The 13728-nt window shown below is 64.5% G+C and carries 13 protein-coding genes and 1 pseudogene; 8 read left to right on the top strand and 6 right to left on the bottom strand.

Annotation, left to right across the window (positions count from 1 at the left end; all coding sequences use genetic code 11):
- A pseudogene (locus ACXJL8_RS16225) lies at window positions 1–271 on the top strand (DUF3052 domain-containing protein); the annotation flags it as partial.
- 179 nt (window positions 272–450) lie between these two features.
- On the opposite strand, the gene ACXJL8_RS16220 reads toward ACXJL8_RS16225, so the two are convergent.
- From ACXJL8_RS16220 to ACXJL8_RS16205, 4 genes are all read right to left on the bottom strand, one after another.
- Window positions 451–1320: an alpha/beta fold hydrolase gene (locus tag ACXJL8_RS16220; RefSeq protein WP_456620258.1), complete on the bottom strand. Its 870-nt coding sequence runs from the start codon at window positions 1318–1320 to the stop codon at window positions 451–453.
- A gap of 191 nt (window positions 1321–1511) precedes the next feature.
- Complete coding sequence (locus ACXJL8_RS16215; RefSeq protein ID WP_456620259.1) at window positions 1512–1952, bottom strand: T6SS immunity protein Tdi1 domain-containing protein; 441 nt, start codon at window positions 1950–1952, stop codon at window positions 1512–1514.
- Between the two features lie 586 nt (window positions 1953–2538).
- Window positions 2539–4020, bottom strand: a complete 1482-nt coding sequence (locus ACXJL8_RS16210) for a hypothetical protein (RefSeq protein ID WP_456685232.1) — start codon at window positions 4018–4020, stop codon at window positions 2539–2541.
- Window positions 4017–5507, bottom strand: coding sequence for a hypothetical protein (locus ACXJL8_RS16205; protein WP_456620261.1), 1491 nt, complete (start codon window positions 5505–5507; stop codon window positions 4017–4019). The genes ACXJL8_RS16210 and ACXJL8_RS16205 overlap by 4 nt, the downstream gene beginning before the upstream one ends.
- Window positions 5508–5800: 293 nt before the next feature.
- On the opposite strand from ACXJL8_RS16205, the gene ACXJL8_RS16200 reads away from it, so the two are divergent.
- From ACXJL8_RS16200 to ACXJL8_RS16190, 3 genes are all read left to right on the top strand, one after another.
- Complete coding sequence (locus ACXJL8_RS16200; RefSeq protein ID WP_027532446.1) at window positions 5801–5965, top strand: Flp family type IVb pilin; 165 nt, start codon at window positions 5801–5803, stop codon at window positions 5963–5965.
- A 168-nt stretch (window positions 5966–6133) separates the two neighbouring features.
- Window positions 6134–7360, top strand: a complete 1227-nt coding sequence (locus ACXJL8_RS16195; RefSeq protein ID WP_456620262.1) for a glycosyltransferase family 87 protein — start codon at window positions 6134–6136, stop codon at window positions 7358–7360.
- A gap of 142 nt (window positions 7361–7502) precedes the next feature.
- On the top strand, window positions 7503–8183 hold the full coding sequence (locus ACXJL8_RS16190) for a TetR/AcrR family transcriptional regulator (protein WP_247390641.1): 681 nt from the start codon (window positions 7503–7505) through the stop codon (window positions 8181–8183).
- 131 nt (window positions 8184–8314) lie between these two features.
- Here ACXJL8_RS16190 and pyk read toward each other — a convergent pair whose 3' ends face one another.
- Together pyk and ACXJL8_RS16180 are read right to left on the bottom strand one after the other, a co-directional pair.
- Window positions 8315–9751, bottom strand: a complete 1437-nt coding sequence (gene pyk, locus ACXJL8_RS16185; RefSeq protein WP_456620263.1) for a pyruvate kinase — start codon at window positions 9749–9751, stop codon at window positions 8315–8317.
- Window positions 9748–10332, bottom strand: a complete 585-nt coding sequence (locus ACXJL8_RS16180; protein ID WP_456620264.1) for a DUF1036 domain-containing protein — start codon at window positions 10330–10332, stop codon at window positions 9748–9750. Before ACXJL8_RS16180 ends, pyk begins: the two co-directional genes overlap by 4 nt.
- A gap of 172 nt (window positions 10333–10504) precedes the next feature.
- On the opposite strand from ACXJL8_RS16180, the gene ACXJL8_RS16175 reads away from it, so the two are divergent.
- From ACXJL8_RS16175 to ACXJL8_RS16160, 4 genes are all read left to right on the top strand, one after another.
- Window positions 10505–10807 (top strand): DUF1244 domain-containing protein, encoded by a 303-nt coding sequence (locus ACXJL8_RS16175; protein ID WP_456620265.1) that lies wholly within the window; start codon window positions 10505–10507, stop codon window positions 10805–10807.
- Between the two features lie 243 nt (window positions 10808–11050).
- Window positions 11051–11323, top strand: coding sequence for a DUF2312 domain-containing protein (locus ACXJL8_RS16170; protein WP_008546273.1), 273 nt, complete (start codon window positions 11051–11053; stop codon window positions 11321–11323).
- 116 nt (window positions 11324–11439) lie between these two features.
- A complete protein-coding gene (locus ACXJL8_RS16165; RefSeq protein WP_456620267.1) occupies window positions 11440–13206 on the top strand; it encodes an adenylate/guanylate cyclase domain-containing protein in 1767 nt (588 codons plus the stop codon).
- Window positions 13207–13253: 47 nt separating this feature from the next.
- Window positions 13254–13679 carry a DUF1801 domain-containing protein gene (locus ACXJL8_RS16160; protein ID WP_456620268.1) on the top strand — a complete coding sequence of 142 codons (426 nt, stop codon included), beginning with the start codon at window positions 13254–13256 and terminating at the stop codon, window positions 13677–13679.
- Window positions 13680–13728 lie beyond the last annotated feature (49 nt).

The following is a 13728-nucleotide window of genomic DNA, read 5'->3' as shown; positions in this document are numbered from 1 at the left end:
GCTCGACATGGTGCATGTCTTCGCGACCGAAGCGAAAGGCTTTGCGGTCAAGCTGCGCAGCTACCGCAAGGCGATCGCACCTGATGGGATGATCTGGGCATCATGGCCGAAGAGGGCCTCGGGCGTCGCGACTGACGTGACGGAAACGCTGGTGCGCGAGACCGCGCTCGCAAACGGTCTCGTCGACATCAAGGTCTGCGCCGTCGACGACGTCTGGTCAGGCCTCAAGCTCGTGATCCCTGTCAAGGACCGCATCAAGCTCCCAAAGTAGCCCCGGCGCCGTTGGGGAGCGCGAGCCGTAGCCGCAGCCTCCGTCATTGCGAGCGCAGCGAAGCAATCCAGAATCTTTCCGCGGCGGCAGTCTGGATTGCTTCGCTACGCTCGCAATGACGGTGTTGCTGCTGTTGAGCTCGCAATGACTTGGCGTGCTTTAATGGTTGCTACGATATTTCACTTCGCCGCGGCTCCTGCCCTCTCCCAGCCACGCTCCAGGAAACGCAGCACGTCGTCGTTGAACTGCTCGGGATCCTGCAGGAACGAAAAATGGCTGACCTCCGGCTGGATCAGCAGGCCCGCCCCCGGAATATTCGCCGCCATGAACTCGGTGTTCTCGCGCTTGATCGCCTCGTCGTGATCGCCGTCCACGATCCAGGTCGGGACCTTGATCGATGCGAGGTCGGAGGCCGTCCATTTCGGCTGGCTCTCCCACATCTTGGTGATCTCCGCGACGAAGCTGTTGTACGCGGCAGGCGTCGGTGAGAGGCGCTTGTACTCCTCGCCGGCTCTCGCGATGTAGGCGTTGAAGACGTCGCTTGACGCAATGTCGGCAACGCCGGATGGATCCGAGTTCGCCGCGAAAGCGAACAGCTTGCTCACCCGCTCCGGGTGTTTCATGGCGATGTCGAGGCCGATGATCGCGCCGTCGCTCCAGCCCACGATCGCCGCCTTTTTGATCTTGAGATGGTCGAGCAGCCCGACCACGTCCGAGGCCATCAGATCGTAGCCATAGGGCTCCTGGTTGCGGCTGCTGCGCCCATGCCCGCGGCTTTCCATGACGATGACCTGATAGCGCCGTTGCAGCGCACGGACCTGGTGGCCCCAATAGTTGGCGTTGGCGAGACCGCCATGCAGCAACAGCACGGGCTCACCCCGCCCGAACATTGCGTACCAGACCTTGATGCCATTGACGGGCGCGAAGCCGCTCTGCGCTGCCTTGGGCAATGTCGGCGTCGGCGGCAAGTTCAGCCATCGCGGCGCCGCATGCGCCGCGTTGATCGAGACCGTAACGAGAAGTGCGATGAAGAGATTGCGAAACGGCATGACACGTCTTCCTGTTCGACCACGGGACGTTAGCCCATGACCAAGACGTAGGGTGGGCAAAGGCGCGAAGCGCCGTGCCCACCACGGAGTGCTTCGCGATGGTGGGCACGCTTGCGCTTTGCCCACCCTACGGTCTGACGTTTCTTTTGTTGGGATGCTAAGAGTCTCACAAGAGCACCACACCCTGAAGCTTAGTCGGTGAGCTTGAGCCGGATCTGGGCTCCGTCGGGAAGATCATTGATCTGTTTCGCAATGTGGCCCGAGAATGAGATCAGCTCTGCTCTATCGATAGTCCCAATATTTTCGAGCGCGCAAACGCCGCCAAGGGTGGCGGGAAGTTTCAGGCAATAGCATCGCTTGGCATCCGGCATTCCCAACGTTGCGCGAGCTCGTTCAACGAGTTCTCGCATTGTCCAATCTTTCAAGAACTCGTCTGCGTTTTGCAGCCTTGCAAAGTCCTCTTCATTGATCGCAACAACCTCGCAAGATAATTCCTCGGGGCATATGCGCCAGTATTGCCCGTCTTCACCAGTGAAGATCACATTGCCAAATTCATTCTGCATGACAAGTGAAGTTGGCCGCACAGCTCGCCAACCCCAAGCATCAGCTATCTCATCAAGGATATGCATCATACCATGCTATCGGTGTGAGGATCGCCTGCCAATGTCTCGTTCGGTCAAAACGCGAAGAGCAGAACGTGAGCAAATTCAGTCCGCTAAGGCCCCATTGAACGGACCTCAAGGGAGGCTTCAAAGATCCTCCCCGTTGAAGAGATGCCCGCCAGATCACGAACAGGGCATCGCGGCGGGGCTAAAATGCCTCTTGTTGACCATGATTTCGAGCGTAGATTTGGCCAATCTGGGCGATGGCAGGGCAGTTGCAATGACGGCTCGGTCCCACAAGACCGCGGAAGAGGAGTACGAGGAGCAAGTTCGCATCCTCATCCGTATCGTTTCAGCCTCCACTTTGGGGCTTCTCGCTTTCGCAGCGGGCCTGCTGATTGGGACCTTTCTGTTCTCGTGATCGAAGTTGAATGACCGGCCGTCCGGGCGCGGTGGGTTTTACGAAAGTTACAAAGTATCAGCTGTCGGGCGACATCGCCGGGCTGCGAATCCTTACTCAGCCCGAATCTCTCTCGCCGGAGTGCCTGCTCAAGTCTGCTTCACACTCAGAAGCGGACATCTCACCTTTATGAGTACACGCCCTTGAGCTGCGTCTTCACTTCGACGTCGCCGCGGCCGCGCCGCCCGTATCGTCCCGCACATGGATCACCGCGATCGTGTCGCCGTAGAGCCGCTTCCAGCCCTTGATGTGGTCCAGGATCTGGGCGGCGGGCGAGCCCGCGGAGAGCAGCGTCGCGTCGATCCTGTTGTCGTCGAGCATGCGCAGCAGGCCGGCGACGTTGCGGCCGTCCTCGGCGGCAAAATAATCCATCAGGAATTTTTCGCCATAAAGCTCCGACCGGCCGTCGACGAAGGGCCTGATGTCGCGAACGATCAGATAGCCGCCGAAGTCATAGGAATTGAAGATGCGTGCGGCCTTGCGCTGGCTGAGAACGTCGACCGCGGCAACCGGCGCCCGCGTCGCGGAGAATTCGAAGGCATGATGTGCCGCAAAGGCCGCGGTCGCGCTGACGGTGGCCATGACGATCGCCAGCGCGATCAGCCCCGCCGGCGCGCCCGGGACGATCCGCAGAGCGCCCGGCGCCTCCGACGCAGGCCTCAGCCTGCCGCTCAGCGGCTGCGCCAGCACCAGCGGAACGAGCACGCCGAACGTCTCGATGCTGCGGATATGCGCCAGCGCCATCCAGGTGGCGACCAGGATCAGCAGGACACGCGGCGGCGACAGTGCGAGGCCGCGGGACRGCCCGAGACCGAGCAGTCCGAGGAGCGCGCCCGCGAACGGGCTGAACGAGCTGAAATCGGCCGGGCGCCACTCGGCGATCACCGCGAAGGACTTGCCGAGGCTGAGGATGCGGGCAGCACCCAGCAAGGTGTCCAGTCCGTAGGGTGTGCAGCAGCTCGCCGCCAGCGCCGCAAGCCCGAATGCGGTCCAGCGCAATGCGAGCGCGAGCCGGCGCGCCGGCGCCGCGTTCCAGAGCGCTTCGAGCCCGATCGCCCCGATCAAGGCGAGCCCGAGCACGAAGCCGCCGTGAAGGTTGGCCCACAGCACCATCAGCGGCAGCAGCAGGAAGGAGGGCGCGTGACCGCGGTCGGCTGCGGCCATCAATGCTCCGGCCCAGGCGACCATGACCGGCAGCGCCAGCACATGGGGGCGGGCCAGCAGATGCGGCGTCGCCAGCGTCATCGCCAGCAGGCAAAACAGCAGCGCATAAGGCAGATCGAGATGCCGTTGCAGCAGGGCCAGCAGCAGTCGCATCGCCACCGCGATCGCGGCCGCGGTCAGGACCACGGGCCCCGCCCATCCCCAATGCGAATAGGTTGTCGCGAACAGCACCTGGGACAGCCAGGACGTCGAGAGCCAGGCCTCGCCCTCGCGCGTCAGGGAATAGAAGTCGGTCCAGGGCACGGCCCGGTGGTCGAGGATCCATTGGCCGACCTTGATCTGCCAGAGCGTGTCCGGATCGTGCAGCAGGCTGTCGCCGTTCACCAGCAGCAGCAAATAGGTCGCGGCCGCGACGCAAAGCGGCGCCAGATTGCGCTGGCGGCGCGCGATGGGAAGACTGGCCGCGATCGTCATGGTTTTGCCGGCGCGGCCGCCCCTGGCGCGCGGTCTCGCACATGGATCACCGCGATGTCGTCTGTATAGATCCGCTTCCAGCCCTCGAGGTGATCGAGGATCTGGGGGCCCGGGGCATCGGCGCCCAATAGCGTCGCGTCGATCTTGTACTCGTCGAGCAGGCGAGGCAGCAGCTCGGGCTTTTTCCCCTCCGTCGCCTTGAAGAAGTCCATGACGAATTTTTCGCCATAGAGCTCGGCGCGGCCGTCGGCGAAGACCGGGATGCCGCGCGAGATCAGATAACCGCCGAACTGGTAGCCGTTGAAGATCCGCTGCGCCTTGCGTTGCTCGAGCAGATCGACCGCCGCAACGGGTGTCTGCGCCATCGTGAAGGTAAAGCGGTGGTGCCCCATGTAGATCGACGTCGAGGTCCACGCCGCTGCCACGATCATCAGCGCACCGAGCGCAGTCACATAGCGGGCCGGCCAGCTGTCGCTGCCGGCTGCGTCCGGCTCCTGGCGCGGGAACATCTGGCCGAGCGGCTTCGCCAGCACCAGCGGCACCAGGAACGCAAATGCCTCGATGCTCCTGACATGGGTCAGCGCGCTCCAGGTCAGGAACAGGATCAGGAAGATCCGCGGCGCCGAGAGCACGAGGCCGCGATAGTAACCGAGCGCGATCAGGCCGAGCAGTGCACCTTCGAACGCCGTGAAGGAGGAGAAATTCGCCGGCATCCATTCGTAGATCACCGTCAACAGCTCGCCGAGGCCGAGGATGTTGGTCGCGCCCAGTGGCGTTCTCCAGCCGTAAGGCGTGCAGCAGGTCGCGATCAGCGCGCCGATGCCGAACAGCACCCAGCGCATGAACAGCGCAAGCCGTCGTCCCTTTTCGGCATGCTCGACGGCCTCGAGCGCGATCGGACCGATCAGCGCCAGACCCAGCACGAAGCCGCCGTGCAGGTTCGCCCACAGCGCCATCAGGGGCAGCCAGTACCAGGACGGTGCGCTCCTGCGGTCGGCCGCCGCCATCAGCATGCCAACCCACGCCACCATGACGGGCAGCGCCAGCATATGCGGACGCGTCAGGATATGATGCAGCGACAGCAGCAGCGCCAGCATCGCAAACAGCACCGAGCGCGGGATCTCGAGCTGCGCGTCGAGAAAATAGACGAGGATTGCGGCCGTGAGCGCGGTCGCCATCGCGGTGAGGATCACCGGCCCGGCCCAGTCCCATTGCGCATAGGAGAAGGCGAACAGCACCTGCGACAACCACGATGTCGAGATCCAGGGCGCGCCAGGCCGCGTGAAGGAATAGAAGTCGGTGTAGGGCAGGGCGCGGTGATCGAGAATCCATTGCCCGATCTTGATCTGCCAGAACGAGTCGGAGTCCTGGAGCAGCGTGTCGCCGACATAGAGGAAGAAGAGATAGGCGCCGGCACCGACGCACAGCGGCACCAGCGCTCGCGCGCGGCTCTGCACCGCGATGTCGTTGGCGAAGGAAAGGGACATGCCGCCTCGTCGTCCTGCTTGTTCTTGTCGGGTTGGCCGAGCGGGCCGCATTGGACCATGGCGGTCATAACTTCGGGTAAATCGCCGAAGCCGGATTCGGCCCATGTCTCGACGATTTAACGGATTGTTTTAGATTTCAGTTTACCATCGCCGAATTGACGTAACCCGCTCCGTGTTTACGCAGTCGAATTAACTGCGGCGCAATTCTTTGCCTCTAGGTTCAATTCCATGGTCGGGCGGCGCTGGGAAGCCGATGAGACCAGACCAGCCTCGTGTAGTTTTTGGAGCAGTCTATGAAGAACCTCGTTTCGCGTTTCGTGAATGACGAATCCGGCGCCACCGCCATTGAATACGGCCTGATCGCCGCCGGCATCGCGCTGGCGATCATCACCGTCGTCAACAACCTCGGCACCACGCTGAATGCCAAGTTCGGCTCGATCTCGTCCAGCCTCAAGTAAGCTGGACCACCACCAGAAATACGAAGAGCCCCGTCATCGACGGGGCTCTTTTGCTTGGTTCGGCGATCGGCGTGCGGGATTCGAGGCTCGGGCTTAAGCCTCCTTCAAGTCACGCGCGTGTATGACGTGAGCGCATCCGCGTCACTGTATTGCGTCAAGGGAAGCCGCATGGCTGAAGTCTCGCCCGCCCCGCCTGCTGTTGGCCGTCACGGCGCGGTCCCCGCAGCGCTCCTCAACATCTCCTTCGTGCTGGCGATCGTCACGCTGGCGTATTTTCCGACGGCCTATCTCACGCATGTGTGGATCTTCGGCGCGGACGGCCGCGGCATCCCCACGGACTTCGTCAACGTCTGGGCGGCCGGCAGGTTGGCGCTCGAGGGCCATCCCGCGCAGGCCTGGGATTGGGACATCCAGAAGCAGGTCGAGCTCGCGCTGCTCAAGCAGGACTTCGTCGGTCATTTCGCCTGGCACTACCCGCCGCCCTTCCTGTTCGTCGCCTCCTTGCTCGCGCAGTTTCCTTACTCCGCGGCTTTCATTGGCTGGGCCGCGTTCAGCATGCTGCCTTACCTCGCCGTGATGCGCGCGATCATCGGACGGAATGCGGGTCTGGTGCTTGCCGTTGGCTTTCCCGCCGCATTCATCAACATCCTGGTCGGCCAGAACGGCTTCCTCACCGCCTCGCTGATCGGCGGCATGCTTTATCTGATGCCGACGCGGCCGGTGCTGGCCGGAATTTGCCTCGGCCTTCTTAGTTACAAGCCCCAATATGGATTGCTGTTTCCGCTGGTCCTGATCGCCGCCGCCGAATGGACGGTGCTTGTGACGGCCGCAACCGTCGCCGCCGCGATCGCAGCCGTATCGTGGCTCGCCTTCGGCACCGAGAGCTGGCAGGCCTTCTTTCACTGGATACCGATGTTCTCGCAGGCCTTCCTCACCGAGGGTCGTGCGCCCTGGTTCAAGATGCAGAGCATCTTCGCGTTGGTGCGCTATCTCGGCGGCACCGAGCAGCTCGCCTGGATATTCCAGTGGGTGTTGACGGCCTCGCTTGCCGTCGTGCTGGTCGTGATGTGGCGCAGCAGGCTGCCATATGCACTGAAAGCGGCGATGCTTGCGGCGGCAACGCTTCTGACGACGCCCTATCTGTTCATGTACGACCTGGTTGTGCTGGCGATCGCGATTGCCTTTCTCATCCGCGCCGGCCTCGACGATGGTTTCGCGCGCCACGAGGTGATGGCCTTGCTCTGTGTCTTCGCGCTGCTCGCAACCTTCCTGTTTCTCGGCCAGCCGGTGGGCTTCCCGGCAATTCTCATCGTCGTCGGGCTGATCTTTGGCCGCTGCGCAGCCTGGCGCGCTGCCGCGGCTGCATCGGCGCAGCCTGTTGCGGCGCGGGCGTGATCGCAGATCAGCGTCAGCGCATTTGCGTCTTGTGTTCGGCTCTGAATAGTTGTTCAGTTCTTGGGGGCGATTTGCAGCGAAATCGGTGACGAAGCGTTCGGCCGCAGGGCGTGCGGCGGGCGTGTGGGACAGGAAGCGCGCCATGGTTTATCGGCGGACGCATCAAGTGGTTAAGCGCCTTGCGGCCAGGCGCAGCGCGATCCTCGCGGCGGCGCGGGAGGCTGCGGCGGAAGGCGGAATGGCGGCGGTCCAGATCGCGCCGGTCGCCGTCCGGGCCAATGTCGCGGCGGGCACGGTGTACCGCTACTTTCCCTCCAAGGCCGAGCTGATCTCCGAATTGATTGCCGAGGTCTCCCGTGACGAGCTCGCGGCGATTCGCCGGGCGGCCGATGCCGCACCCGGCCCGTCCTCGGCGCTGGCGGCTGCCGTGACCACCGTGGCGGTCCACACCCTGTCGCAGCGCAGGTTGGCCTGGGGCATCCTGGCCGAGCCGGTCGATGTCGATGTCAGCGCCTCCAGGCTTGCCAGCCGGCGCGAGATCGCCGGCGAGATCGCAGCGAGGATCGACGCCGCGGTGCGGGCCGGTCATTTGCCGGCGCAGGACACCGCGCTCGCCGCCACCGCGCTGCTCGGCGCGCTGCACGAGGCCCTGGTCGGACCGCTCGCCCCCGACAATCTCGACGACCCCGCCAAGATGCGCGACGCGGTGCAGACCGTGACGCTGCTCGCGCTCCGCGCCGTCGGCGTCATGGACGCCCGCGCCCGCGGCCTCGTGGTGCAGCAGACGCTGCTGCCGACAACAAAGGCGCTGGTCGGGGCCTGATGCGCGCCGCGGCCTGATTGGCGCGGCGCCTCAATCGCTTCGCCCAATCCACCGCGCGTCAGGCCGGCCGTCGCCGGCTACTGTGCATGGGGTTGTTTTCGATATTTTTGCTGCCGCGCGCCTGCGCGACTTCAGATATCCGCGCCGCCCTCGGGGCCGACGGAGGCGATGCGGACCATGTTGGTGGTGCCGGGGATGCCGAGCGGCACGCCGGCGACGATGATCACGCGCTGGCCGGCGCGGACGAAGCCGTCCCGGAACGCGATCTGGCCGGCGCGGCTCACCATGTCGTCCTGGTCGCGCGCATCTTCCGCCACCACGCAGTGCACGCCCCAGACGACCGACAGCCGGCGTCCCGCGGCGACGTTCGGCGTGATCGCCACGATCGGCGGCTTCGGCCGCTCGCGCGCCACGCGCACGGCGGTCGAGCCCGAGCTGGTCCAGCAGATCAGGGCGGGCAGGTCGAGCGTCTCGGCGATCTGCCGCGCGGCATCCGCGATGGCGTCGCCGGCGGTGGATTCCGGGGCGGGGCGCTGAGCGGTGAGCACAGAACGATAAATCGGGTCGCGCTCGACCTCCTCGCCGATGCGGTTCATGGTCGAGACCGCCTCGACCGGGAATTTGCCGGCCGCCGATTCCGCCGACAGCATGATGGCGTCGGCGCCTTCATAGACGGCGGTGGCGACGTCGGAGACCTCGGCGCGGGTCGGTACCGGCGCTTGGATCATCGATTCCAGCATCTGGGTCGCGATCACCACCGGTTTGCCGGCGCGGCGCGCCATCCGCGTCATCTGCTTCTGCAGGCTCGGCACGCGCTCCAGCGGCAGCTCGACGCCGAGATCGCCGCGCGCCACCATCAGCGCGTCGGAGGCCTCGATGATCTCGGCGAGGCGGTCGATCGCCTGCGGCTTCTCGATCTTGGCCATCACCGCGGCGCGGCCGCGGATCATCTTCTTGGCCTCGACCACGTCGTCGGCGCGCTGCACGAAGGACAGCGCAATCCAGTCGACGCCAGTGACCAGCGCCGCCTCGAGGTCGGCGCGGTCCTTCGGCGTCATCGCCGAGACCGGCAGGTCGGTGTCGGGCAGGCTGACGCCCTTGCGGTCGGACATCTTGCCGCCGACCACGACGCGGGTCACGGCGTGCTCCTTCGAGGTCTCTTCCGCGATCAGCCGCACCTTGCCGTCGTCGAGCAGCAGCGCATGGCCGGGCCGCAACGCGGCGAGAATCTCCGGATGCGGGAGATGGACGCGGGTGGTGTCGCCCGGCGTCTTGTCGGAATCGAGGGTGAAGATCTGGCCGTTCTGGAGCTGGACCGAGCCCTCGGCGAAGGCGCCGAGCCGGAGCTTCGGCCCCTGGAGGTCGACCAGGATGCCGATCGGCCGGCCGTAGCTCGACTCGACATTGCGGATCGTCGCCACCAGCTCCCGCATCTTGTCATGCGGGGTGTGGCTCATGTTGATGCGGAACAGGTCGGCGCCGGCCTCGAACAGGCGGCGGATCATCGCGAGATCCGAAGAGGCAGGTCCCAGGGTCGCGAGAATCTTGATACGGCGAAGACGCCTCATGGCTTATTTCCAGGCGGGGGTGGGAGGCCGGGCGAGCCCGGGGGCGTAGCACCGGGCGGGCTATTGGGCAAACCCGGAACGCCGCCCCCCGGACCAACCGGGCCCGGCAGACCAGGTACGCGCTGTTGTGCGGGCTGCTCGTTGGCGTCGGTGAGCTGGACCGTCCAGGCCCGCTGCTCGCCGGTATCGACCTCGAAATAGCCGGTCCGGTCATAACCGCGCGCCAGACAGTCCTCGGTGCCGCGGATGGTGAACTCCTTGTCGCGCGAGCACATGAAGGCCTGCCCGGACCATTCGCCGCCGCGGTCATAATCGATCGCGTAGATGTAATAGTAGCGGGCGACCAGCGTTCCCCTGAGCAGGGTCTCGCAGGAGCGGGACGAGATGTTCCACCAGCCCTCGGTGGTCCAGCCCTCGGCGTCCTTGTAGCCCAGCGCAATGCCGACCCGGCTCGCAGTGTTGTTGCAGAGGCGGAAATCGGCGGAAGCCGGGCTGGTCCAGAGGCACAGCAGGCCGACCATCAGCACCGGGACCAACCGGGCGAGCAGGCGAAGGGGGGAGCGGGGAGATTCGGCGATCATTGTCGCGGAACGTATACCAGATGATTGACGATTTGGCGTAGGGCCGGGGAACTGGCCCCCGGCTTGGGCTCATGGGCCGTTTGCGCCGCGATATGGCAAAATCTGTGACAGGACCCCACCTGATCCCGTAAGGGTCTAGCCAGACAACGAGCCACGGCCAGGGATGCGAACGATGGCAATCGACGACAAAACCAGAACGGAGCTCGAGGCGGCGGCCTTCCGGCGCCTGGTCGAGCATTTGCGGACGCGGACGGACGTCCAGAACATCGATTTGATGAATCTGGCCGGCTTCTGCCGCAACTGCCTGTCCAATTGGCTCAAGGACGCCGCGGATGCCCAAGGCGTCGCTTTAAGCAAGGACGAGAGCCGGGAAGCCGTCTACGGCATGCCCTACGAGACCTGGAAAGCGAAACACCAGGGCACGGCGACGCCCGAGCAGCTCGAAGCGATGAAGAAGGTCCATCCCGGGCACTAGTTTTTCTCCGTCATTCCGGGGCGATGCGCAGCATCGAACCCGGAATCTCGAGATTCCGGGTTCGCCCTTCGGGCGCCCCGGAATGACGACAATCTCCAGTATCTTCTCATCTCCTGTGGGCGCGCTGTGGACGAGCGCGATGCTGCCTTGAACGCGGGGGCCGCCAACCCTAAGGGTCAAGCAGCACGCGCGGTGAGGATGCCGGCGTCACCTCGTTTTGCCAGTTCCATTGGGAGTACCAAGATGGCCACCTCCGCCGCCGTTCGCGACGACGAGCCCGCGACGAAATTTGCCAAGGACCAGCTCAAATCCATCATCGAGCGCATCGAGCGGCTGGAGGAGGAGAAGAAGGCGATTTCCGACGACATCCGCGACGTCTATGCCGAGAGCAAGGGCAACGGCTACGACGTCAAGGCGCTGCGCACCATCGTGCGCCTGCGCAAGCAGGACCCCAACGAGCGCGCCGAGGCCGAGACGATTCTCGAGACCTACATGCAGGCGCTGGGGATGATCTGAGGCGAGGAGGCCGCGGCGTCACCGGTAGGAGTACCTCGTCCGGCCGCAATTTGCAGCGCACCCAGCTTGGGCAAAATCCGCTCGTCTGCTAGAGTGCTCGGTGAAGGGACCGAGCCATGGATGTGCCAGGGCCAGAGCGCAGGCTCGCAGCGGTCCTCGCGGCTGACATGGTCGGCTTTAGTCGGCTCATGGAGGCCGATGAGGCTGGCACGCTCGCGCGCCTCAAAACCCACCGGATCGAGCTGATCGATCCGGCCATAGCCAAAAATCACGGCCGCATCATCAAGACGACGGGCGACGGCATGCTCGTCGAATTCCATAGCGTCGTCGACGCGGTGCTGTGCGCTGCCGAAATTCAGAGCCGGATGGGGCGACGCAATGCCGACGTCCCGCCGCCGCGATGGATACAATTCCGCATCGGCATCAATCTCGGCGACGTGATCGTCGACCAGAACGATATTTTCGGCGACGGCGTCAACGTCGCGGCACGGTTGGAGGCGCTGGCCGAGCCTGGAGGTATCTGCATCTCGAGCGCGGTGCGCGACCAGCTCGGCCTGCGCCTCGATGGCGTTGCATTCGAGGATATCGGCGAGCAGAACGTCAAGAACATCGTCCGTCCAATCCGCGTCTACCGGATTCGGCTGGAGGAGGGGCCGGCAAGCACGCCAGACGGCGCGAAGGGCACCGCAAAGACGACGGGCAAGTCGAAGAAGCCGTCCATCGCCGTGCTGCCCTTCGCCAACATGAGCGGCGATCCGGAGCAGGAGTTCTTTGCGGACGGCTTGACCGAAGACATCATCACCGAGCTTTCGCGCTTCCACGACCTGCTGGTGATCTCCCGCAACTCGACCTTCGTGTACAAGGGCAAGGCGGTCAAGGTGCAGGACGTCGGCCGCGAATTCGGCGTCGATTATGTCATCGAGGGCAGCGTGCGAAAGGCCGGAGATCGCGTCCGCGTCACCGTGCAGCTGATCGACGCGGAAACCGACCGGCACATTTGGGCCGAGCGCTACGACGGCGAGCTCAAGGACATCTTTGCCATCCAGGACGAGATGACCCGGGCGATCGCCGCCACGTTGCCCGGCCGCGTCGAGGCGGCGACGCACGATCGGGCCAACCGCAAGCCCACCGACAACATGGCGGCCTATGAATGCGTGCTGGCCGCCAAGGTCCTGCATCATCGCTCCAATCGCGAAGACAATGCGCGGGCGCAACTTCTGCTCGACCGGGCGCTCGAACTCGATGCGAACTATGCTCACGCACACGCGTGGAAGGCGTGCGTCCTGGGTCAGACCTGGGTCTATAATTGGTGCGCGGATCGCGACGCCACCTTCCAACAGGTGGCTTCAGAGCTGGAGACCGCGCTGGTCCTCGACGACAATGACAGCGACGTCCACCGCATCCTCGCGGCGCTCAATCTGAACCGCGACGACCATGACAAGGCCACCTATCATCAGGAGCGGGCGCTCGCGCTCAACCCGAACTACGACCTGGTCGTGGTGCAGCAGGGCGAACTTCTGACCTGGCTGGGCCGACCTGAAGAGGGTATCGACTGGATCAAGAAGGCGATGCGGCTCAACCCGTATCACCCGGAACGCTTCTGGAGCCATCTCGGGCGCGCCTATTATTGTGCCGAGAAATACGCCGAAGCCGCCGAGGCCTTCTCACGGATCACACGCCCCGATCACACCCATCACGCCTCCCTTGCGGGGATCTTCGCGCAAATGGGCAACGCGATTGCCGCCGGCGCGCACGCAGCCGAAGTTCTCAAGCGTGAACCGGCCTTTTCGGTGGCCAATCATCTCTCCACCCAGCACTATAAGCGCGACGTGGATCGTCAGCGCTACGAGGCGGGCCTGCTCAAGGCAGGCCTGCCGGCTTGATCTGGCGCGCAGCCGAGACCGATGGGCGATCGATCGAGAGTGAGACCGTGACTGAGCCGCTGTTGCCGTGCGAGGTGAGCCGGGCCTTCGACGCCTTTCCGGCGCCGTTGCGCAGGCGCCTTCTCGACGTGCGCAAGCTCATCTTTGCGACAGCCAAGGCGCATGACGACGTCGGTCCGCTGACCGAGACGTTGAAATGGGGCGAACCGGCCTATCTGACCGAGCAGTCCGGAAGCGGCAGCACCATCCGGCTCGGCCGCGTCAAGGATTCCGGGCACGCCGCCATTCTGTTCAACTGCAAGACGACGCTGGTCGATACCTTCCGCGAGCGCTTTCCCGATCAGTTCGAGTATCGGCAGACCAGGGCCTTGCTGTTGCCCGTATCCGGCGCGCTGCCAAAGCAGCAGCTCACCGTCTGCCTCTCGCTGGCGTTGACGTATCATCTGGATCGGCGGCTCAGGAACGCGCGGTAAAAGCCGCGGACCTGTAGCCCGGATGGAGCGAAGCGAAATCCGGGGGCCT

It is taken from the genome of Bradyrhizobium sp. P5_C11_2 (assembly GCF_054049755.1).
This window is presented reverse-complemented; position numbering and strand designations above follow the sequence as displayed.

Excerpts from the sequence above, each read along its gene's own strand:
- ACXJL8_RS16195 (WP_456620262.1), top strand. The coding sequence starts at position 6,134 with ATGGCTGAAGTCTCGCCCGCCCCGCCTGCTGTTGGCCGTCACGGCGCG.
- ACXJL8_RS16165 (WP_456620267.1), top strand. The coding sequence starts at position 11,440 with ATGGATGTGCCAGGGCCAGAGCGCAGGCTCGCAGCGGTCCTCGCGGCT.
- ACXJL8_RS16215 (WP_456620259.1), bottom strand. The coding sequence starts at position 1,952 with ATGATGCATATCCTTGATGAGATAGCTGATGCTTGGGGTTGGCGAGCT.
- ACXJL8_RS16205 (WP_456620261.1), bottom strand. The coding sequence starts at position 5,507 with ATGTCCCTTTCCTTCGCCAACGACATCGCGGTGCAGAGCCGCGCGCGA.
- ACXJL8_RS16220 (WP_456620258.1), bottom strand. The coding sequence starts at position 1,320 with ATGCCGTTTCGCAATCTCTTCATCGCACTTCTCGTTACGGTCTCGATC.
- ACXJL8_RS16170 (WP_008546273.1), top strand. The coding sequence starts at position 11,051 with ATGGCCACCTCCGCCGCCGTTCGCGACGACGAGCCCGCGACGAAATTT.
- ACXJL8_RS16200 (WP_027532446.1), top strand. The coding sequence starts at position 5,801 with ATGAAGAACCTCGTTTCGCGTTTCGTGAATGACGAATCCGGCGCCACC.
- pyk (WP_456620263.1), bottom strand. The coding sequence starts at position 9,751 with ATGAGGCGTCTTCGCCGTATCAAGATTCTCGCGACCCTGGGACCTGCC.
- ACXJL8_RS16175 (WP_456620265.1), top strand. The coding sequence starts at position 10,505 with ATGGCAATCGACGACAAAACCAGAACGGAGCTCGAGGCGGCGGCCTTC.
- ACXJL8_RS16190 (WP_247390641.1), top strand. The coding sequence starts at position 7,503 with ATGGTTTATCGGCGGACGCATCAAGTGGTTAAGCGCCTTGCGGCCAGG.
- ACXJL8_RS16180 (WP_456620264.1), bottom strand. The coding sequence starts at position 10,332 with ATGATCGCCGAATCTCCCCGCTCCCCCCTTCGCCTGCTCGCCCGGTTG.